Below are 20,010 nucleotides of genomic sequence, written 5' to 3'. Positions count from 1 at the left end.
TGGAGTGACACAGGGATGAGTGCGATGGGGCGACTGACCCGGAGGGCGTTCGCGCTTGCGGCGCTGTCGGCGTTCACCACGACGGGCGCGGCGGGCTCGGCGGCCCCCGCTCCCGCGCGGGGCGGAGCGGGAGAGGGCCGGGCGACGGCCGAGATGCGGGGCGTGTGGCTCGCGACGGTGGCCAACCGCGACTGGCCGTCCAGGCCGGGACTGACGGCCGCACAGCAGCGCAAGGAACTGATCGACTGGCTCGACCTGGCGGTCCGTGACCGGCTCAACACGGTGGTCTTCCAGGTGCGGCCCACGGCCGACGCGCTGTGGCCCTCCCCGTACGAGCCCTGGTCGCAGGTCCTCACCGGCACCCAGGGCAGGTCCCCGGGCTGGGACCCGCTCGGCACCGCCGTCACCGAGGCCCACGCCCGCGGCCTCGAACTGCACGCCTGGTTCAACCCGTACCGGGTCGCCACCCATGCCGACCGCTCCCGGCTGGTCGCCGCCCATCCGGTCCGCAAGCACCCGGACTGGGCGGTGGAGTACGGCGGCAGGCTCTACTACAACCCGGGACTGCCGGCGGTCCGCGCCTTCGTCCAGGACGCGATGCTGGACGCGGTGAAGAAGTACCCCGTCGACGCGGTCCACTTCGACGACTACTTCTACCCCTACCCGGTCGCGGGCCAGAGCTTCGACGACGACGACGCGTACGACGCCCACGGCGGCGCCTTCACCACCCGGGCCGCCTGGCGGCGGGACAACGTCAACAGGCTGGTGCGGGAGATGGCCGCCCGGATCAAGGCCGTGCGGCCGAGCACACAGTTCGGGATCAGCCCGTTCGGGGTGTGGCGCAACGCCTCCACCGACTCACGCGGCTCGGACACCCGCGCCTTCCAGTCGTACGACGAGATCTACGCGGACAGCCGGAAGTGGGTGAAGGAGGGCTGGATCGACTACGTGGTCCCGCAGCTGTACTGGGAGATCGGCAACTCCGCCGCCGACTACGCCAAGCTCGTGCCCTGGTGGGCGGAGGTGGCCAAGGGCAGCCGGACCCGGCTCTACCTCGGCGAGGGCCTGTACAAGGCGGGCGCCTCGGGGCAGCCCGCGGCCTGGTCGGCCAAGGCCGAACTGAGCAGGCACCTCACACTGGCGAAGAAACACCCGCAGGCACGCGGGCATGTCTTCTTCGCCGCCAAGGACGTACGGACGGACCGGATCGGAGCGATGGCAAGGGTGGTCGCCGACCACTACACGCAGCCGGCGAAGCCCCCGCGCTGATACAGCGCTGTTCTACCGCCGTTCCTCGGACGTGGTCCGGTGACGGATTTCGGTGTCCGGGCCGGGTGAGCACACGCCCACATGCCCGTCGGTGAAGCGGACGCGGAACGGTGGGTTGCCGTCCTGGCCCAGTACTTCGACGATCTCGCCGACCTTGTCGTGTTGGCCGACCACCCTGCCGTGCTGGACAAACTGGTCGCCCGCGGTTGCACGCATCTGCGGGGCCTCCTCGCCGTGTGAAGGGAGCAGTGGTCCGTGATGTCGATTCTAGGGTCTGCCTCCCGAATCCCGCCGGGAGCCGCGGGCCCCGGCATCCCAGGGCCTCTCGTCAGGCCCTGGGGCCTGTCGTTTGGATCATGCCGCAGACGCGGGGTCTGGCACGCGCATCTGCCGCGTTGTCGTCGGTTGCCGATGCTCCGCGTCGACGCCCTCCTTCGCCTTGCAGCTGCACGCACCGGACCCCGCTCACCGGCACCGAACAGCCTCGTCGATGTCCTGCGGCCTGATCCAAACGACATGCCCTAGCCGCGCGCCCGCTGGGTGACGGCGATGCAGACCAGCACCGCGGCCGCGGTCAGCGGTGCGGCGGGCGTGAGGTGCTCGCCCAGCAGCAGCACCGACCACACCAGTGTGAGCAGCGGCTGCGCCAACTGCAACTGGCTGGCCTTCGGGATCCCGATGGCCGCCATGCCCCGGTACCAGACGACCAGGCCGAGGAACTGCGAGCCCGCCGCCACCCACAGCAGCCCGGCCACGCTGTGCGCGGTCAGCGCGACGGGCTCGTACGTCACGGCGAGGGCGGCGGCGGGCACGCCGAGCGGCAGACAGAACACCAGCGCCCAGCCGATCACCTGCCAGCCCGGCATCACCCGGGCCAGCCGCCCGCCCTCCGTGTAACCGGCCGCGCACACCAGCAGCGCCCCGAACAGATAGAGATCTGCGCCGGTCACCGCCCCGCCGCTCTGCTGCACGGTGAACGCCAGCACCGCCGCGGCCCCCGCGAGCGCCGCCGTCCAGAAGGTGCGCGAGGGCCTGGTGCCCATGCGCAGGGCCGACAGCAGCGCGGTGGTCAGCGGCAGCAGACCGACCACGACGGCGGCATGCGCGGTGGTGGAGGTCCGCAGCGCGAGGGTGGTCAGCAGCGGGAAACCGACGACCACTCCGCCGGCCACCACCGCGAGCCCCGCCCAGTGCCGTCGCGCGGGCACCGGGACCCGCAGCGCCAGCAGACAGCCGCCCGCGATCACCGCGGCCAGCACGCTGCGCACGGCCACCAGCGACCAGGGGCCGAACCCCTCCAGCCCCCAGGCGGTGGCGGGAAACGTCAGGGAGAAGGCGACGACCCCGAGAGCGGCCTGGAGGGTGCCGAGGCCACGGGCGGGAGGGGTGCTGACCGCTATCGTGGGGGGCGCGATAGCGCTACTCTGTGTCTTCATGCAAGAGCGTAGCAGTGTGGGTGAACTGGCGGATCAGCTGCGAAGGGAGCTGGACCGCTACTCTCCCGGTGGAAAGCTCCCGTCGAGCCGGGCGCTGATCGAACGCTTCCGGGTGAGCCCGGTGACCGTCTCCCGGGCGCTCGCCCAACTGGCCGCCGAGGGACTGGTGGTGACCCGGCCGGGGGCCGGCGCGTTCCGGGCCCGGCCACGCCCCGCGACCACACCGACCGGGGACACCTCCTGGCAGGAGGTCGCCCTCAGCGCGGACGGCGCCGCCGACCTCGTCCCGCGCTCGGTCGACGCCACCGGCGTCACCGTCTCCCTGGCCGCCCCGCCGCCCGGCGTGGTCGAGTTCAACGGCGGCTATCTGCACCCCTCGCTGCAACCCGAGCGCGCCATGTCCGACGCCCTGGCCCGCGCCGGACGCCGGCCCGGCGCCTGGGGACGGCCCCCGATGGAGGGCCTGCCGGAGCTGCGGGAGTGGTTCGCCCGCACCATCGGCGGAACCGTCGGCCCGGCCGAGGTACTGGTCAGCGCCGGCGGCCAGGCGGCCCTCACCACCGCGCTGCGCGCCCTCGCCCCGCCCGGCGCGCCGGTCCTCGTCGAATCGCCGACCTACCCCGGCATGCTCGCCATCGCCCGCTCGGCGGGCCTGCGTCCGGTCCCCGTCCCGGTCGACCCGGACGGCGTGAAGCCGGACCTGCTGGCCGACGCCTTCCGGGCCACCGGCGCCCGGGTCTTCATCTGCCAGCCGCTGTTCCAGAACCCGACCGGCGCCGTCCTCGCCCCCGCCCGCCGCGGCGAGGTGCTGCGCATCGCACGGGAGGCGGGCGCCTTCGTCGTCGAGGACGACTTCGTCCGGCGGCTCGCGCACGAGGACGCGGGTCCGCTGCCGCGCCCGCTCGCCGCCGACGACCCCGACGGGGTCGTCGTCCACGTCGGCTCGCTCACCAAGGCGACCTCGCCCAGCTTCCGGGTGTGCGCCCTCGCCGCGCGCGGCCCGGCGCTGGAACGGCTGCGCGCGATCCAGGTCGTCGACACCTTCTTCGTGCCCCGCCCGCTCCAGGAGGCGGCCCTGGAACTCGTCGGCTCGCCCGCCTGGCCACGCCATCTGCGGACCGTCGCCGCCGAACTCCGCGCCCGCAGGGACGCGATGACCGCCGCGCTCCGGCTGCAGCTGCCCGAACTCGCCCTCCCGCACATCCCGTCCGGCGGCTACCACCTGTGGCTCCGACTGCCCGACGGGACGGAGGAGAGCGCGTTGACGGCCGCCGCCCTGCACGCCGGTGTCGCCCTCACCCCGGGCCGCCCGTACTTCAGCGCCGAACCCCCGGCCGCCCACGTCCGGCTGAGCTTCGCGGCCGTCGCGGGCACGGAGGAGATCACGGAAGGGGTACGACGGCTGCGCGCGGCCTGCGACGAGGTGCTGCCCGAAATCGGTCGATAAATCGTTCGACATGACGCGCCGCCCGCTGTGAGGATCCGGCCATGAACGCCGTCCCACCCCTCGCCGAGGGCTACGAGATCTCCGCCGACCCGTCCCGCATCGACGCCGGGCGCGTGCACCGCTGGCTCTCCACCGACGCGTACTGGGCCATCGGGCGCGAGCGCGAGAAACAGGACAGGGCCATCGCCGGCTCGCTGAACTTCGGGGTCTACGACTCCGCCTCCGGCGAGCAGGTCGCCTACGCGCGCGTGGTGACCGATCTCGCGACCTTCGCCTGGCTGTGCGACGTCTACGTGGACCCGGCGGTGCGCGGCAAGGGCATCGGCACCTCGCTCGTCGCCGCCGTCCGCGACCATCTGCTGCCGCACGGGTTGCGCCGGATCCTGCTCGCCACGCAAGACGCCCACGGGGTGTACGAGAAGGTCGGCTTCGAGGCGCTGGAGGAGCCGGACCGGTGGATGGCGCTGATCTTCGCGAAGCTCGGCGTGACGTGAAGCCGTATGGTGAGGATCGTTTTCTCAGGACTTGTCCGGCACTTCTTGACTCGCCGGTAAGAATTCCGGCGCCTGTCGCCCGACACCCCTTGACCTGCTCAGTTGCTCGGCTCACCATCACCGCATGCCACTTCGGGTGACGTTCGTCGCAGCCGCGCGCAGCTCGCCCCTGCTCGCGGAGCGCTTCGAGGACGACCGGCCGCTGGACCAGGCGGGCTGGGACGAGGTGCAGCGGGTGGTTCCCGACCTTCTGCCCCTCGCCGCCGCCGAGCTGCGCTACTGCTCGCCCACCCCGAGCAGCCGTATCACCGGCGACGCCCTCGGCTATGCCCCGCTCGTGCAACTCGCCCTGCGCGACTGCGCGATGGGCCGCTGGCGAGGTCTGACCCTGGGCGAGGCGATGGCCCGCGAGCCGGCGGCCGTGGACGCCTGGCTGGCCGACCCGCTGGCCACCCCGCACGGCGGCGAGTCCCTCCTGGACTTCATCACCCGGGTCGGTGACTGGCTCGACACCCGCCCGCTCGGGGACGGCGACCGGATCGTGGCGGTCGCCGAACCCGGCGTGATCCGGGCGGCGGTGGTGTACGCGCTCAAGGCGCCGCCGTCGACGTACTGGAACATCGATGTGCGCCCCCTGTCGACGACCACCGTCACCGGCCGGGGCGGGCGCTGGAACCTGCGCCTGGAAGGGGCGTCGGTTCAGCCCACGCGCGCGTAGTCCGTGGTGAGCAGCGGGTCCTCGGCGGGGCCACCGACGCGTCCGAATCTCGTAGTGCAAGGCATGGCCGACGGCGCGGAAGGCGTCCTCGTAGGCGGCCGGCGCCCTCTCATCCCGGCCCGGCGCCGCCACGCCGCGGGATCGGCCGCGCCACCCAGCGCGACGGCACCGACAGGGAGGTTGATGTAGAAGACCCAGCGCCAGCTCAGACGATCCACGAACAGACCACCGAGTAGCGGCCCGAGGACACTGGTCGCGCCGAAGACAGCGCCGAACAGGCCCTGGTAGCGGCCCCGGTCCCGGGGCGGCACGATGTCGCCGACGATCGCCATCGACAGAACCATCAGCCCGCCGCCGCCGAGGCCCTGCAGCGCACGGAAGGCGATCAGCTCGGACATGTTCTGCGCCAGGCCGCACAGCGCCGACCCGACCAGGAAGATCACGATCGCTGCCTGGAAGAGCTTCTTGCGCCCGTACTGGTCGCCGAGCTTGCCCCACAGCGGGGTCGCCGCGGTCGAGGCGAGCAGATAGGCCGTGACGACCCAGGACAGACGGCTCATCCCGCCGAGATCGCCGACGATGGTCGGCAGCGCGGTGGAGACGATGGTCTGGTCGAGTGCCGAGATGAGCATGCCGAGCAGCAGCGCGCCGAGGGAAACCCGCACCCCGTGCCGACGCCCCGCTGCCGACTGGGCGTGTACCGCCTCTTCGCCCACGTCCTGGGCCATTGCCGCCTCCTGACATCACATTTCACTGATCCGCTGAGGCGCACCTCGAGGCCACAGGCCCGAACTCCCGGGCGGCTGACGCCAAAAAACGATAGCCGCGAGGCTTTGAATCCGCCCGGGTACGAATTCCTCCCCCTCACACCGCTCGCATCCGGTGCCATGCTGGCCGCGTCCCCGATTCAAGAACCGGAAAGCAGCACCACCATGTCTTCTTCCGACCGTCCCGTCGTCGCTGTCGCATTTCACTCCGGCTACGGCCACACCGGCGTACTGGCCGAGGCCGTGGCACGCGGTGCGGCCGAGGCCGGGGCCCAGGCCTTGTCCATCCCCGTGGACACGATCACCGACGAGCAGTGGGCCCAACTGGACGCCGCGGAGGCGATCATCTTCGGCTCCCCGACCTACATGGGCACCGCCTCGGCGGCCTTCCACGCGTTCGCCGAGGCCGGCAGCCAGCGGTGGTCCGTACAGACGTGGACCGACAAGATCGCCGCAGGGTTCACCAATTCCGGCGGCAAGAGCGGCGACAAGTCCTCCACCCTCGGCTACTTCTCCACCCTGGCCGCCCAGCACGGCATGCACTGGGTCAACCTCGGTCTGCTGCCCGGCTGGGGCAGCACCACGGGCAGCGAGAACGACATCAACCGTCTCGGCTACTTCCTCGGCGCCGGCGCCCAGACCCCGACCGACACCGGTCCTGAGGGCGTCCACAAGGCCGACATCGCCACCGCCGAAGCCCTCGGTGGCCGCGTCGCGCGCGTCGCCTCGATCTTCAAGGCCGGTCTCACCACCGTCAGCGCCTGATGTCCGCCATGCCCGCGACAGCCGATCCGCAGTCGAAGGAGCACGCCATGTCCACTTCGGCGAACATCTCCCTGGTTCGTCGGTTGTACGAGTCCCGTATGGCCCCGGAAGTCGTCGCCGAGGTCGTGGCGGCGGACATCGTCTGGGACATCACGCCCGGCTTCCCGGGTGGTGGGGTCCACCAGGGCTGGGACCGCGTCGTCCGTGACTTCTTCGGCCCGATGCAACCGAACTTCGCGTCCTTGGGATCCGTCCCCGAGCAGTACTACACCGACGAGGACGGTCACGTGTTCGTGCTCGGGCACTACCACGCCGAGACGAGGAGCGGGAACAGGGCGGACGTGCGGTTCATCCACCTGTGGACGATCCGTGAGGGCAGGATCGCCGGCCTGGTGCAGGCCGCGGACAGCCATGTGCTGCAGCAGGCACTGAACGGCTGAGCCCGCGCCCGCAACCGGATCACAGCAAGCGCCCCTTCACCACTTCCACGGCGCGATGTCCAGGCGCGGACTCTTCCCCTCGTCCGCCTGGACGTCGTGCGATTCTGGGAAACATCTTCGTCACCTCCGGCGTCATCCTCGTCACGCTGGTGACCCAGGGGCTGCTGCTGCCGGTGGCGATGCGCTGGGCCAAGCTGCCCCCGGACACCTCCGTCGACGAGGAGCGCAGCCTCGCCGAGACCGCCGCCATCGAAGCGGCGCTCGGGGCGATACCGAAGCTCGCCGCCGGCCTCGGCACCGGCCCCAAGACCGTCGAGTGGCTACGCCAGGAGTACGAGGGACGCCTGGCGTCCGCGCAGGCCCGGAGCACGGGCGCCGAGGACCATCCGGCGCTGCTCATGCACCAGGACTACACGGCGCTGCACCTGGCTCTCATCGCCCACAGGCGGGACACCGTCATCCGGCTTCGCGACGAACACCACATCGACGACACCGTGCTGCGCGGCCTCCAGGCCGACCTCGACAGCGAGGAGCTTCGCCTGTCAGGAGGCGCGACGGTCGAGTGACCTGCGGGCGTCGGAAGAGCGGGTTCACGGAGCCCCGTGCCCTGGTCGCACTCGGCGTCGCCGTCGCCGCGCCGGCCGCCTTCGTCCTGGTCGAGGCCGGTGCGGCGCATCCGATGGTGCCGCTGGAGATGTTCCGCGACCGCACCGTCGTCAACCCGGTCATCGGTCTGCCAATGATGATCGCGAGCATGGTGGCCCTGACCGCGCTGCCCGCAACGGCGGGGCATGAGCCGGAGGGTGAATGAGAGGGGTCCCGACATCCTCGACGCAGACGCGGTCATCGGCACTTTCGGCCGGTGTTGATGCACTGGACCATGCGGTTCATCAGCTTCTCGTCGAAGACGTTGATGAAGTCGCCGTGGTCCGTGATCGGCTTGTGCATCTGCTCGGGGAAACCGTCCACCGCGTAGAACGGGCTGGACGCTCCGTTGTCGCCGAGGCTGGGCGCGTCCACGTCGTAGACCAGACGCTGGACCAGCTGCGGGATGGCCTTGAAGCCGGCCGGGCAGCCACCGGTCCTGGGGTCGGCGAAGGCGACGTGCGAGCGGTGGTTGGCGCTGTCGACGTCCCGGCCGTCCCAGCAGCTCTGGAACCTGGAAGTACGGACCAGGCTGCTGCCCTTGGGGCAGACCGGGTACTTGTCGGTCAGCTGCCGGTTCTCGAAGCCGGTGCAGCTCCACGAGGCGTTGGCGTTCGCGGTGCCGTTGGTGAACGCCTTGGCGTCACCGGTGATGATCCGCAGGAACCTGGGCATGGCCACGACCTTGCCCCGCGGGCTGCCGACGAAGTTCAAGGTGACCCGCGAGGCCGTCAGTATGCGACCGGTGTTGCCCTCGGCTCCGCCACCGAGCTTCCCGGCGTCGAACTCCTGGGTGCCGTCCTGGAGGCGGAGCACCGGCCAGTAGTACGTGGACCTGTCCCCCTGGTTGCGGCAGCTCGTCCCGGCAGCGGCGAACTCCTCGTTGCTGGTGAACGCGTTGTTGTCCTGGTTGCCGACGTAGTCGTGTGTGTGGTGCGCGCCGTTTCCGACACCCGGGGCGACGATGACGTTGTCGGAGTTGTGCAGCTTGTTCGCGTTGACGCCGCACTGTGTGGTGAAGACGCCCCGGGAAGCGCCGCGCGCCTTGCGCGGGCTCCTCACATTCGGCCGGACCGTGGTGATGTCCACGAAGTCGGCGGCCACGGGGCCGTTCGCGCTTTGCCGGTCGGTGCCGTTCTGGCCGGTGCCCTGCTGGCTGCCGGACGCCTGGAGCGTACAGGCGGCGAGCGATTCGAGGCCCTGCGGCCTGGTCCCCGTCCTGCCGATGGCGATCGCGATCCGGTCGATGGTCGCGACCCGCTTGTCCTTCAACGGCCCCATGATCGCGTTGTTGGCGAAGTTGCCGTCCTGCTGGATCGCCCGGGCCGAATCCTGCAGCCGCTGGTACGCCTCGGCCACTTGCCTGTCGAGGAGCGCGAGTTCCCTGTCCACCTGCGCCCTGGCCTGGCTGGGGACCGAGGTCAGCTTGGCCCCGACATCCGGGCAGCTGATGGTGGCCGCTCCGGCGGCGAACACCTGTGTCTGGCCCGTCGAGGCGCGTTTCGTCGCGTTGCCGGCTCCGCTCTCGTCGGCGGAGGCGTACATGTTGATCGTTATCAGCGCTCCTGCCCCCAGGGCCAGGCCCGCCAGGGCGGCTACGGCTCGATTGGCTGTCCTGGATCGCTTGGGTGTGTGGTGGCGCACGGGGACTCCTATGTGGTTCTCGAATTCAGGTGTATGCGTCGGAGCGGTGGGTTCCGAGGGTTCGTGTCGCGGCTACGGCTTCTTCACACCGCGGTGATGCCTTCCATGCCGGAGTCGGCGAAGGCGGGCAGGCCGGTGGCGGTGGTGACCTTGGTGAGCGAGCCGTCGCCGCCGATGCGGAAGCCGTCCACGGTGCCGGAGGTGGCGTTCTGCACGTAGAGGAACTTCTCGTCCTTCGTCACCGCCAGGTCGATGACTCCCTGGGACTGGGCCGAGGGCGGTGTGGCGATCCCTTGCGCGTGGGTGAGGGCCAGCCGGCCGTGCCGGTCCATGCGGTAGCCGGTCACGGTGGAGTTGCCCGTGTTGCCGCCGTAGAAGAATGCTCCGGCGCGTTCCAGCCAGCACAGGGTGTTCTGGCCGTTCGCCAGCGGGCGCTGCAGGAGCTTGAGGCGACCGTCGGACCGCACCGTGTAGGTGCTGACCGTCGACTTCGCGGCCTCCGCGACGAGCATCCGTCCGCTCCGGTCGAAGGTGATCGCGAAGGGGACTTCGCCGGCGGAGCGGCTGACCACGGCCTTCTCGGCGGGCCGGCCGTCGCGGCCGACCGGGAAGACCTCGATGGTGTTGGCCGACTTGGTGGTGACCACCAGCGCTCGGCCGTCCGGGGTGAACGCGACCTGGCCGGGCGAGCTGCTGAACAGCGGCACCTTCTCGTTGTCCAGCCCCAGGGAGCGACGCGAGCCCGGCAGGGGCCTGAGCCCGTCGGCGGTGATCCGGAAGCCCTGCACACTGCCCGCGCCACCCGCGTTCATGACGTAGGCGACTCGGCCGGACACCGTGATGGACGACGGGAAGTCACCGCCGGAGCCGACCACTCGACGGTGGGTCAGTTTCTGCCCCCGGACCTGGAAGGAGGTCACGGTGCCACTGCCCGCGTTGACCGCCAGCAGCAGTCCCGACCGGTCGTCGTACACCAGGGAGCCCTGGGAGGCGAGGGAGTCGGTGGGCGCGTCCACCTGGTCGCCGCCCTTGCCGCCGGTCCGGTAGCGCCCCGCGGGGGTGAGCTTCCCGTCGGTCCCGCGCCGGAAGACGTGGATGCTGTTGCCCTCGAGTTCGTTGCCCTGTACGAAGACGGCGTGATCGGCCCCGGCCGTCTGCTCCTCTGCCCGACGATGGGCGGGCTCACCGGCCGAGGCGATGGTCATCGTCGCGGCGGCCGCCGCAACCGCGAGGATCCCCGCTCCCGCGACCGTCAGCCGAACCCGCAGAGGTGACCTGCGCCTTGTATGCCTGCTCATGCGCTGCTCCCGAAACCTTTCGCCGACACCGCTCCGGGTGAGCGGCGAAGTCAGCGTTGCCGCTGGGGCAGTTGAGGCGGCAGAGATTTCGACCCCACGTCAGAGTCTCGTAAGGAGTGACCGCGCTTCCGACGTCTCTGTTCCGTAAGAGTTCAGATGTTCCGGTGCGGCCGGGCGCCGAGTGGGATGGAGGGCATGAAACTCAGTGTCTCTCCGCCGGTGTTCAAGGGCGGACTGCATGATGCCCGTACGGCGACCTCGATCGGCCGCTGGCTGGGCGCGGCGTTCGCCGTGTGCTTCGTCACCGGGCTGGTCAGCCACTTCATGCAGCATCCGCCGGTCTGGCCGGCCGGCGACATCCCGAGCCGTCCGGTCTGGGGATACCGGCTCACTCAGGGCCTGCACGTGGCGTCGGGCATCGCGGCGGTCCCGTTGCTCCTGGCGAAGCTGTGGACGGTGTACCCGCGGTTGTTCGCATGGCCGCCGCTGAGGTCGGTCAAGCATGCTCTGGAGCGGCTTTCGGTCGCGGTGTTGGTGGCCGGAGCCCTGTTCGAGCTCGCGACCGGGCTGCTGAACACGGCCCAGTGGTACCCGTGGCCGTTCTCCTTCGTGCCCGTGCACTACGCGGTGGCGTGGCTGGTCGTCGGCGCGCTGGTGCTGCACATCGCGGTCAAGGCGCCCGAGATCAAGGCGCACTGGACTCGGCGGTCGGCCGGGACGCTCGCCCTGCCCGCACAGGACGCACCCGACCGGCGCTCGCTGCTGGCCGCGGTGGGCGCGGCCGTCGGGGCCGTCACGCTCACCACGGTGGGGCAGTCGTTCACCCCGCTGAAGGACTTCCTCCTGTTCGCACCCCGTCACCCGGACAAGGGCCCGCAGGGGCTGCCGGTCAACCGGACCGCCGCCGCGGCCGGGGTCGGCCGGATCGCCGCCGAGGAGTACCGCCTGACGGTGGCCGGCCCGCGGCCGTACACCCTGACCCTCGAGGAGTTGCGGGCGCTGCCCCAGCATGAGGTCGAGCTTCCGATCGCGTGCGTGGAGGGCTGGAGCAAGTCGGCGCACTGGACCGGCGTACGGGTCGTGGACCTGCTGGAGCGGACGGGGGCACCGGCGCATGCGCGGATACGGGTGGTGTCGTTGCAGCTGAGGGGCGGCTACCGGGTGTCGGAGATGGGGCACGAGCACGCGCGTGACCCGCTCACCCTGCTCGCCCTGCGCCTGAACGGCGAGGAGCTCGACCCCGACCACGGCTACCCGGTGCGGCTCATCGCTCCCAACAGGCCGGGCGTGCTGCAGACCAAGTGGGTCGGCCGACTGGAGGTGCTGGCGTGAAGGCGGTGCGTACGACGGCGGGCGCGGTCGGCGTGGTGCTGATGGGCGTCGGGGTGTCGCTGATGACGGATGTCCGCGATCTACCGGATGTGCTGGTGTGGATGGGTGGGGCGGTCGTCCTGCACGACGCGGTGATCGCCCCCTTGGTGTTGCTGGCCGGGCTGCTCCTGGTGCGCGGCGGTGTGCGCGGGCCGGTCCGTGGCGCCCTGCTGGTCTCGGGGGCGTTGACGGTGGTGGCGCTGCCCGTGCTGCTCCGGCCCGGGCGGACGGCCAACTCGTCGGTGCTGCCGCTGGACTACCCGCGCAACTGGCTGATCGCACTGGTGGCCGTCGCCACGGTGACCGTGCTCGTCCTGGCTGTGCGGGGGTTCGGGCACCGCCGTCGGCCGTCTGACGAGTGACGTTCCTCGTCCGGTCGAAGCACGTGCCGTCTTACGGGTGTCTTACGTGCCGCGCGCGGGCGCCGCGGGGCACCGGGGTGCCGCCTAGCGTGACCGGATGCGATCCCTCCACACCTTTCGGGTGACGGCCCTGGTGACCGCCGCTCCGCTGCTGCTGGCCGCCGCCGGCCTGATGCACCCCCGGCATCTGACGGCGGTGACGGCAGGACACTGGGCAGGGCTGCACATCGTCCTGCTGCCTGTCTTTCCGCTCCTTGTCCTCGGCTTGCTGGTCCCCGTGCGGGGACGGCCGCGTCGCGACGTGGAGGGGGCCCTGACGGTCCTCTCCTGGGCCGGATGTCTCTGCTTCGCCGCCTACTACTCCGGACTCGACGCGGTGGCCGGCATATCCGCCGGCACTGTCGTCGACCACGGCGTCCACGGGGCCGCCGGACGGCTGTTCGCCACGGGTGACGCGTTGGGCCGTACCGGGGTGTACGGGCTCGGCGTGGCCTCGCTGGCCACCTGCGCGGTGCTCTGGCGGCGGCACGGTGTGCGGGTACTGCCGGGTGCCGTGGTCCTGTTCGCCACCTGCTGGTCATTCGTCGACAGCCACATCTTCTGGCCCAGGGGCGTGTTCACCATGCTCGGTTTCGCCGTGGCCTTCGCCCTGCTGACCGTGGCGGCGTCCCGGCCCGCCGAGGGCGCGCCGGGGGAGCCGGGAAGGGCCGGCGACCTCTGACGTTCTCGCGCCGGGGAGACGGTGACCGACGCCCCCCTTGCCGCGACGGCCGGTGTGGGCGCGTTCGATGCCGGTCCACGGCGAGGGGCGGTACGCGTGCTCGCGGCACGGCGTCGTACGGCCCGGGCCGCGAGCACGACGTGTACGGCCAGCATGCCGCGCGTCACTCCCTGAGCGGGCGTGGCATCCCTGTTCCGGTCCGTCCGCTTGCGCGGCGAGGCCCCGCGTGCGTGTCGTCGAGGACGGCGGGCAGCGGCGGGAATTCGTCCACGTCCTCAGACCGCGGCGGGCAGGTGCACCTCGAACCGGCAGCCTCCCGGCACGTTGCGCACCGCCGCGCGTCCCTGGTGGGCTTCCACGATGCCGCGCACGATCGCCAGACCGAGCCCGGCGCCGGCCGGCGGGGTACGGGCGTCGGTGCCCCGCCAGCCGGTGTCGAAGACGCGGGGCAGGTCCTCCGGGGCGATCCCGCCGCACCCGTCGGTCACCGACAGCACGACCCGGTCGGCCTCACGGCGGGCCGCGACGGCGACCGTGCCGTCGGCCGGTGTGCGGCGGATCGCGTTGACCAGCAGATTGGCAAGGACACGGGACATTTCGCGGCCGTCGACCTCCACCGGCACGGGTTCGACGCCGTGGCCGACGAGCCGTACGCCGTGCTCCCTGGCCAGTGCGTCGACGCCGGCGATGGCATCGCCCACGAGGTCGTAGACCGACATCCTGGCAGGGGACAGGGCGAGCACGCCGGCCTGGATCCGGGAGAGTTCGAACAGGTCGCCGACCATCGCGCTCATGCGCCCGACCTCCGAGCGGATGCGGGTGAGGTAGACGCGTGGACTGTCGACCATGCCGTCCTCGAGGGCCTCCGTCATCGCCTGAAGGCCGGCCAGCGGCGTGCGCAGGTCGTGGGAGATCCAGGCGACCAGTTCCCGTCGAGAGGCTTCCAGGGTCCGCTCCCGCTCCCGGGAGGCGGCGAGCTTGGCGCTCGTGGCGGCCAACTGACGTGCCATCTGGGCGAGTTCAGCGGTGGGTGCGGCGGCGGGCGGGGTGAAGCTGCCGTCGTCCCCGAAGGCGCGGGCGGCCTCGGTCAGCTCCCGGCTGCCCCTCACGACGCTGCGGCCCAGGAGGAGTGCCACGACGAGCGAGACGACCGCGGCCATGGCGCCCACCATCGTCACCACCCACAGATCGTGGTCGGACAGGAACATCGCCCAGGACACCAGCATGGTTCCGGCGAGCATCGCCGCCACGGTGACGGCGGCGACCACGGCCAGGGACACGGCGACGGACCGGTTGCGCACCGTCCGCAGGACGGCGGCTCCCATCAGTCCCGCACCCGTGGCGCCGATCGCCGCGTAGAGCGCGATGAGGAGCGTGTCACTGACCATGCCCGGGCTCCGTTTCGTGTGCCGGGGGAGGGTCGAAGCGGTAGCCGACGCCCCACACCGTGCTGATCAGGAGGGGGCGGGCCGGGTCTTCCTCGACCTTCTCGCGCAGTCGCCGCACATGCACGGTGACGGTCGACAGGTCGCCGAACTCCCAGCCCCAGACCCGCTGCATCAACTGCTCCCGGCTCGTCGCCTGCCCGGGGTGCCGGATGAAGAACTCCAGCAGGTCGAACTCCCTGATGGTCAAGGACAGTTCCGAGCCGCCACGGGTGGCGCGCCGGGCCGTGGGATCCAGGGCGAGCGGGCCGGAACGCAGCCACGGCTCCGCGATCTCGGCCCGTGCCGATGCCGCCGCACCGGCTCGACGGAGCACGGACTCCACCCGCAACACCAGTTCGCGGGGACTGAACGGCTTGGTGACGTAGTCGTCCGCGCCGACCTCCAGGCCGAGGATGCGGTCCTCCTCGTCGCCGCGCGCGGTCAGCATGATCACCGGGAGTGGTCCGGTCGTACGGATGCGGCGGCAGACCTCCAGCCCGTCCATGCCGGGCAGCATCAGGTCCAGCACCACGAGGTCGGGTGGTCGGGCGGAGGCCCTGGCCACGGCGGTCGGGCCGTCGGCGGCCACGTCGACGGTGAATCCTGCCCGGTCCAGATATCCGGCGACGACCTCGGAGACGGTCGGGTCGTCGTCCACGACGAGTACGCGTTTCACGCCCCGAGTCTCACACCCGGATCCCGCCACGGACGGACCCGGTGATCGACGTCAGGGTTCCGTAAGGAGGCGACGCCCCTTATGCCGGTTTTGTGTCCGTAGGGTGAGTGAGGTGATCGAGACCTCCCCCTCTTCCGTGGACGTCGTGCCGCCCTGCCTCGACGAGGCCGGAGCCCTGCCGTGGGTGCTGCACCGGATTCCGCCCGGCCGGCGTGCGATCGAACCGAAGCGCGGCTTCGGCGCCGCCTGCCACGCGGGCCTCACCGCCGCCGCCGCCACCGCCACCGCCGACGTCGTCGGCTTCTGCGACTGCGACTGCGACGCCTCCCCCGACCCCGGCCCGCTGCCCGCCGGCGCCCGTTCCCGCCTCGACGGCACCGCGGATCTGGTCCTCGGCCGACGACGGCCCACCGCCCGCGGTGCCCGGCCCGTACACGCACGGCTCGCCGACCTGGAGCCGGCCCGTCTCACCTGGCGGGCCGTGCGCGACATGCGAGCCGTTCTCGCCGAGCGGCCGGCCGACGCCCCGGCCCCCGGCCCGCAGGTCACGGGAGGCGCGCTGTGAACTCTCCTGCCGTGGAAGCGAGTTCGGCCACCCTGTTGGTCATCGCCAAGGAGCCGGTGCCCGGCCGCGTCAAGACCCGCCTCACCCCGCCCTACACCCCGCAGGAGGCGGCCGTCCTCGCCGAGGCCGCGCTGACCGACACGCTCCACACGATGCTCCGGGTCCCCGCCCGGCGCCGGATCCTCGTCCTCGACGGTGCCCCCGGTCCCTGGCTGCCACCGGGATTCGAGGTCGTGCCGCAGGCGTCCGGCGGGCTCGACGAACGCCTCGCCGCCGCCTTCGAGCGCTGCGACGACGGTCCGGCGCTGCTGGTCGGCATGGACACCCCGCACCTCACCCCCGATCTGCTCGCCGGTGTCGGCCGCGACGGTCACGACGCCTGGTTCGGCCCGGCGGCCGACGGCGGGTTCTGGGCGCTGGGCTTCGCCGATCCGGCCCGTGCCGGGGACCTCGTACGCGGTGTCCCGATGTCCACCGACCGCACCGGGGCCGTACAGCGCCACCGGCTCGTGGAGGCAGGACTGACCGTCGGCGACCTCCCCCCGCTGCGCGACGTGGACACCGCCGCCGACGCCGCCTCGGTGGTCGCCTGCTGCCCGCCCGGATCCCGCTTCGCCGCCGCTCTCGCCTCCCTCGCGGAGACCGTCCGATGAGCGGCACCGCACCACGGACGTCCACGGTTGTCACCGGCCGCACCGAGCCGGTGGAACCCATCAGGCCGGAACGCGCCCTCCTCGACGTCAGGCTGCCGTCCCCGTCGCGTGGACCCGGCCACCGTCCCGGTCTCCGTACACCCGTCGGTCCGGGGGAGACCTGGACGGACGACCTCTACGGTCACGCCCTGCGCACCGGCCGGGGCCCGTTGTTCCTGCGCCGCATGACAACGGGCCCCGACGGGACGGCCGAGCTGCTGTCCCTGGACGTGGAGCGCTTCTGCGCCCCTCCCGACGCCGCCGACCGGGGCGTACTGCGTCGCTGCTCCGGACCGGTCCTGGACGTCGGCTGTGGACCGGGACGCCTGGTGGCCGCGCTCGCCGACCTGGGCATACCGGCGCTCGGAGTGGACGTCAGCCCGGCCGCCGTCACCCGGACCCGCCGTCACGGCGGAACCGCCCTGCGGCGGTCCGTCTTCGACCCGCTGCCCGGCGAAGGACGCTGGGCCACGGCCCTGCTGATGGACGGCAACGTCGGCATCGGCGGCGACCCCACGGCCCTGCTCGCCCGCCTGCGTGACCTGCTGCGCCCCGGCGGGTGCCTGCTGGCCGAGGCCGCTCCGCAGGACGTGGACGAACGTCTCGTCGTCCGCGTCGAGGACGGTGACGGCCGGCACGGACGCCCCTTTCCCTGGGCCCGGGTGGGCACCACCGCCCTGCTGCGCGCGGCCGACGCCACCGGCTGGATCCCCACCGGCCGGTGGACCACCGACGCCCGTCCCTTCCTGGAACTGCGCCGCCCGGACACGCGGCTCGACGCCGCGCCACCTCCCGTGTCGTACGGGGGGCCGGCCCGCCCATGACCGACGTCGTCACCCTGCACCGGCGGGATCCCGCACCCTCGCCCGCACACCCCACCGCCCGGAGCACGCACCTGCGGACCGCCGTGACCGCGGTCCTTCTCGCGGCACTGACCGCCGTGATCGCCCTCACCCTCCGGGCCGGCGACAACAAGAGCGCCGCCGGCCGGCTGCTGGCCGGATACGCCGTGGCCTGGGCCCTGTTCGCCGCCGCCGCGTGGACGGTGCGCAAGGTCCCGGTCCGCGCCGCGACCGTCCTCGTGCTCGTCGGCTCGGCCGCGGTCGCCCTGGCCGGGCTCACCGCGCAACCGCGCACCAGCAACGACATGTACCGCTACGCCTGGGACGGCCGCGTCCAGGCCGCCGGGATCTCCCCGTACGCCCACCCGCCCGCCGCACCCGAACTCGCCCGCCTGCGCGACCAGTGGCTGTTCCCCACGCGAGAAGCCTGTGAGGGCTGGGGGCTCACGCACACCCGCAACGGTGTCTGCGTCCGTATCAACCGGCCCACCGTCCCCACCATCTACCCCCCGGTCGCCGAGGGCTGGTATCTCGCGGTGCACACGCTGTCCCCGCCGGACAGCCGCCACAAGCCCCTCCAGGTCGGCGGTGCCGTCCTGGCCTTCGGTACGACGCTCGCCCTGCTCCGCGTCCTGCGCCGGCGCGGTGACCCACGGCGGGCCCCGGCCCGGGCCGCGCTGTGGGCATGGTGCCCGGCGGTCGCCCTGGAAGCGGTCAACAACGCCCATATCGACACCCTCGGTGTCCTGTTCCTCGTGCTCGCGCTCGGCACCGCCACCGCGGGAACGCGCCGCGGCGCGCTGCTCGGCGCCGCGATCGCCGTGAAACTCCTGCCGGTCCTCGCCCTGCCCGGAGCCCTGTCCGGGCAACGCGGACCGGTCCGCGTCCTGCGCGTCGTCGGGGCCGCCGTCGCCACCGTGGCGCTCGCCTACGTGCCCTACGTCGTCGCCTCCGGCACAGGGGTCCTGGGCTATCTGCCCGGCTATCTCCACGAGGAGGGATACGAACCCGGGCATGTGCGCCGCTTCGCCCTGCTGAGGCTCCTGCTGCCGGACGCCGCCGCGGGAGTGACCGCGGCCGCCGTGCTGGCGCTGCTCGGCCTGTACGTGTGGTGGCGCGGGGACCCGGACCGCCCCTGGCGCGGCGCCCTGCTGCTCACCGGCACCGCCCTGCTCGTCTTCTCCCCGAGCTATCCGTGGTACTCCCTGCTCGTGATCGCTCTCGTGGCCATGGACGGCCGCTGGGAATGGCTGACCGTCACCCTCGCCGGCACCGCCCTGTACCTCGCGGGCCCTCTCCTGCCCGGCTTCCCCGTCCAGGCCTGCGCCTACGGCGCCGCGGCGGTCGCCGTCATCACCGGCGCGTGCCTGCGGCCCCGCGCGGGCTCGCCGCGACGGACGGACTGACAGCCGTACCCCAACGAACGCAGTCGGCCTCTGTGAGCCGAATCTCCGGCGCGTGCCGGCAGACTCGCGTGAGAGGTCGTGGTCTCGGTGAACGATCGGCGTCGACAGGCCCCGCCTGGACAGGGGCGTCTTCTAGGCGTCAGGGATGACCATGTCGAACACTTCGGGGCGGGCCACGTCCGGGTCGGGTCCGTGCCGGACACCGGTGTCGAGGGCGTCGATCGTGGCGAGTTCGTCGTCGGTGAGCGCGAAGTCGAAGACGTCGAAGTTCTCGGCGATCCGCCGGGGATCGGTCGACTTCGGGATGGCAGAGCGCCCCTGCTGCGAATGCCACCGGAGCAGGACCTGCGCCGGACTCTTGCCGTGCGTGTGAGCGAGGGCGGTGATCGCGGGGTCGTCCATGACTTTGCGACGGTGATCTCCCCAGCCGGGATAGAAGGTGATCCCGCCGATCGGCGACCACGCCTGCGTGAGGATGCCGTGCTCGGCGTCGGCCTGCTGCACGGCCGGCTGGGTGAAGTAGGGGTGCAGCTCGATCTGGTTGACCGCGGGCACCACGTTCGTGCGCCGGATCAGCTCGGCCAGATGGCCCGGCATGAAGTTGCTGATGCCGACGGCCCGCACCTGTCCCTGGGTGAGGAGCTTCTCCAGGGCGGTGTACGCGGCCACGGTCGCGTCGAATCGGCTCGGGGCGGGCTGGTGCAGGATCAGCAGGTCCAGGTACTCCACGCCGAGCTTGCGTGTCGCCTTGTCGAAAGCGCGCGGCGTCGCGTCGGAGCCGTAGTCGCCGACCCAGACCTTGGTCTCGAGGAAGACCTCTGAACGGTCGAGTCCCGAGCGGCGCAGGCCCTCTCCGACCTGCCGCTCGTTCTGGTAGACCGCGGCAGTGTCGATGTGGCGATAGCCGGTGGCCAGCGCGCTCGCGACAGCGTCGGCCGTGTCCTGAGGGCTGCTCTGGAAGACTCCCAGGCCCAGGGCCGGCATGGTGACACCGTTGTTGAGGGTGAGGTTGATCATGGATTCAC

22 protein-coding genes and 2 pseudogenes are annotated in these 20,010 nt (G+C 71.9%); 16 read left to right on the top strand and 8 right to left on the bottom strand.

The window, feature by feature from the left end; all coding sequences use genetic code 11:
• Nucleotides 1-24 precede the first annotated feature (24 nt).
• Nucleotides 25-1,269, top strand: a complete 1,245-nt coding sequence (locus ABZ464_RS12255) for a family 10 glycosylhydrolase (RefSeq protein WP_359274740.1) — start codon at nt 25-27, stop codon at nt 1,267-1,269.
• 12 nt (nt 1,270-1,281) lie between these two features.
• Here ABZ464_RS12255 and ABZ464_RS12250 read toward each other — a convergent pair whose 3' ends face one another.
• Both ABZ464_RS12250 and ABZ464_RS12245 read right to left on the bottom strand, forming a co-directional pair.
• A complete protein-coding gene (locus tag ABZ464_RS12250; protein ID WP_340382228.1) occupies nt 1,282-1,485 on the bottom strand; it encodes a DUF1918 domain-containing protein in 204 nt (67 codons plus the stop codon).
• Nucleotides 1,486-1,790: 305 nt separating this feature from the next.
• Nucleotides 1,791-2,705 (bottom strand): DMT family transporter, encoded by a 915-nt coding sequence (locus ABZ464_RS12245; protein ID WP_359274738.1) that lies wholly within the window; start codon nt 2,703-2,705, stop codon nt 1,791-1,793.
• Between ABZ464_RS12245 and ABZ464_RS12240 the strand changes: the two genes are divergently transcribed.
• The 3 genes from ABZ464_RS12240 (at nt 2,704) to ABZ464_RS12230 (ending at nt 5,364) form a co-directional block, all read left to right on the top strand.
• Nucleotides 2,704-4,152 (top strand): PLP-dependent aminotransferase family protein, encoded by a 1,449-nt coding sequence (locus tag ABZ464_RS12240; protein WP_359274736.1) that lies wholly within the window; start codon nt 2,704-2,706, stop codon nt 4,150-4,152. The genes ABZ464_RS12245 and ABZ464_RS12240 overlap by 2 nt on opposite strands.
• Nucleotides 4,153-4,193: 41 nt before the next feature.
• Nucleotides 4,194-4,646 (top strand): GNAT family N-acetyltransferase, encoded by a 453-nt coding sequence (locus ABZ464_RS12235; RefSeq protein WP_359274733.1) that lies wholly within the window; start codon nt 4,194-4,196, stop codon nt 4,644-4,646.
• A gap of 124 nt (nt 4,647-4,770) precedes the next feature.
• Nucleotides 4,771-5,364 carry a histidine phosphatase family protein gene (locus ABZ464_RS12230; protein WP_358994971.1) on the top strand — a complete coding sequence of 198 codons (594 nt, stop codon included), beginning with the start codon at nt 4,771-4,773 and terminating at the stop codon, nt 5,362-5,364.
• A gap of 155 nt (nt 5,365-5,519) precedes the next feature.
• On the opposite strand, the pseudogene ABZ464_RS12225 reads toward ABZ464_RS12230, so the two are convergent.
• A pseudogene (locus ABZ464_RS12225) lies at nt 5,520-6,092 on the bottom strand (MFS transporter); the annotation flags it as partial.
• Nucleotides 6,093-6,296: 204 nt separating this feature from the next.
• On the opposite strand from ABZ464_RS12225, the gene ABZ464_RS12220 reads away from it, so the two are divergent.
• The 4 genes from ABZ464_RS12220 (at nt 6,297) to ABZ464_RS12205 (ending at nt 8,147) form a co-directional block, all read left to right on the top strand.
• Complete coding sequence (locus ABZ464_RS12220; protein ID WP_359274730.1) at nt 6,297-6,896, top strand: flavodoxin family protein; 600 nt, start codon at nt 6,297-6,299, stop codon at nt 6,894-6,896.
• Between the two features lie 47 nt (nt 6,897-6,943).
• Nucleotides 6,944-7,336, top strand: coding sequence for a nuclear transport factor 2 family protein (locus tag ABZ464_RS12215; RefSeq protein WP_359274727.1), 393 nt, complete (start codon nt 6,944-6,946; stop codon nt 7,334-7,336).
• 149 nt (nt 7,337-7,485) lie between these two features.
• Nucleotides 7,486-7,902, top strand: coding sequence for a hypothetical protein (locus tag ABZ464_RS12210; protein ID WP_359274724.1), 417 nt, complete (start codon nt 7,486-7,488; stop codon nt 7,900-7,902).
• Complete coding sequence (locus tag ABZ464_RS12205; protein WP_359274721.1) at nt 7,899-8,147, top strand: hypothetical protein; 249 nt, start codon at nt 7,899-7,901, stop codon at nt 8,145-8,147. Before ABZ464_RS12210 ends, ABZ464_RS12205 begins: the two co-directional genes overlap by 4 nt.
• 32 nt (nt 8,148-8,179) lie before the next feature.
• Here the strand turns inward: ABZ464_RS12205 and ABZ464_RS12200 are convergent, their stop codons facing one another.
• A complete protein-coding gene (locus ABZ464_RS12200) occupies nt 8,180-9,625 on the bottom strand; it encodes a DUF1996 domain-containing protein (RefSeq protein WP_359274719.1) in 1,446 nt (481 codons plus the stop codon).
• 83 nt (nt 9,626-9,708) lie between these two features.
• Nucleotides 9,709-10,923 (bottom strand): beta-propeller fold lactonase family protein, encoded by a 1,215-nt coding sequence (locus ABZ464_RS12195; RefSeq protein ID WP_359274716.1) that lies wholly within the window; start codon nt 10,921-10,923, stop codon nt 9,709-9,711.
• A gap of 186 nt (nt 10,924-11,109) precedes the next feature.
• Here ABZ464_RS12195 and ABZ464_RS12190 point away from each other — a divergent pair, with 186 nt between their 5' ends.
• From ABZ464_RS12190 to ABZ464_RS12175, 4 genes and pseudogenes are all read left to right on the top strand, one after another.
• On the top strand, nt 11,110-12,255 hold the full coding sequence (locus ABZ464_RS12190; RefSeq protein WP_359274715.1) for a molybdopterin-dependent oxidoreductase: 1,146 nt from the start codon (nt 11,110-11,112) through the stop codon (nt 12,253-12,255).
• Nucleotides 12,252-12,656, top strand: coding sequence for a hypothetical protein (locus ABZ464_RS12185; RefSeq protein ID WP_359274712.1), 405 nt, complete (start codon nt 12,252-12,254; stop codon nt 12,654-12,656). The genes ABZ464_RS12190 and ABZ464_RS12185 overlap by 4 nt, the downstream gene beginning before the upstream one ends.
• A 97-nt stretch (nt 12,657-12,753) precedes the next feature.
• A complete protein-coding gene (locus ABZ464_RS12180; protein ID WP_359274710.1) occupies nt 12,754-13,377 on the top strand; it encodes a hypothetical protein in 624 nt (207 codons plus the stop codon).
• Between the two features lie 43 nt (nt 13,378-13,420).
• A pseudogene (locus tag ABZ464_RS12175) lies at nt 13,421-13,651 on the top strand (hypothetical protein); the annotation flags it as partial.
• A 1-nt stretch (nt 13,652) separates the two neighbouring features.
• Here ABZ464_RS12175 and ABZ464_RS12170 read toward each other — a convergent pair.
• Nucleotides 13,653-14,765, bottom strand: coding sequence for a HAMP domain-containing sensor histidine kinase (locus ABZ464_RS12170; protein WP_359274708.1), 1,113 nt, complete (start codon nt 14,763-14,765; stop codon nt 13,653-13,655).
• Nucleotides 14,755-15,480 (bottom strand): response regulator transcription factor, encoded by a 726-nt coding sequence (locus ABZ464_RS12165; RefSeq protein ID WP_359274705.1) that lies wholly within the window; start codon nt 15,478-15,480, stop codon nt 14,755-14,757. The genes ABZ464_RS12170 and ABZ464_RS12165 overlap by 11 nt, the downstream gene beginning before the upstream one ends.
• 112 nt (nt 15,481-15,592) lie before the next feature.
• Between ABZ464_RS12165 and ABZ464_RS12160 the strand changes: the two genes are divergently transcribed.
• Genes ABZ464_RS12160 through ABZ464_RS12145 form a run of 4 tightly spaced genes read left to right on the top strand, consistent with a single transcriptional unit; the run spans nt 15,593 to nt 18,985 of the window.
• Nucleotides 15,593-16,045, top strand: coding sequence for a hypothetical protein (locus tag ABZ464_RS12160; RefSeq protein ID WP_359274702.1), 453 nt, complete (start codon nt 15,593-15,595; stop codon nt 16,043-16,045).
• 11 nt (nt 16,046-16,056) lie between these two features.
• A complete protein-coding gene (locus ABZ464_RS12155) occupies nt 16,057-16,698 on the top strand; it encodes a DUF2064 domain-containing protein (protein WP_359274700.1) in 642 nt (213 codons plus the stop codon).
• Entirely contained in the window at nt 16,695-17,561 is an 867-nt protein-coding gene (locus ABZ464_RS12150) for a class I SAM-dependent methyltransferase (protein WP_359274697.1), read from the top strand. The genes ABZ464_RS12155 and ABZ464_RS12150 overlap by 4 nt, the downstream gene beginning before the upstream one ends.
• A complete protein-coding gene (locus ABZ464_RS12145; protein WP_359274694.1) occupies nt 17,558-18,985 on the top strand; it encodes a glycosyltransferase 87 family protein in 1,428 nt (475 codons plus the stop codon). The genes ABZ464_RS12150 and ABZ464_RS12145 overlap by 4 nt, the downstream gene beginning before the upstream one ends.
• Nucleotides 18,986-19,117: 132 nt before the next feature.
• On the opposite strand, the gene ABZ464_RS12140 is transcribed toward ABZ464_RS12145, so the two are convergent.
• Nucleotides 19,118-20,002: an aldo/keto reductase gene (locus tag ABZ464_RS12140; protein ID WP_359274691.1), complete on the bottom strand. Its 885-nt coding sequence runs from the start codon at nt 20,000-20,002 to the stop codon at nt 19,118-19,120.
• Between the last annotated feature and the right edge of the window lie 8 nt (nt 20,003-20,010).

Origin of the sequence: Streptomyces sp. NPDC005820 (assembly GCF_040630255.1) — a bacterium.
Classification (GTDB): Bacteria; Actinomycetota; Actinomycetes; order Streptomycetales; family Streptomycetaceae; genus Streptomyces.
This window is presented reverse-complemented; position numbering and strand designations above follow the sequence as displayed.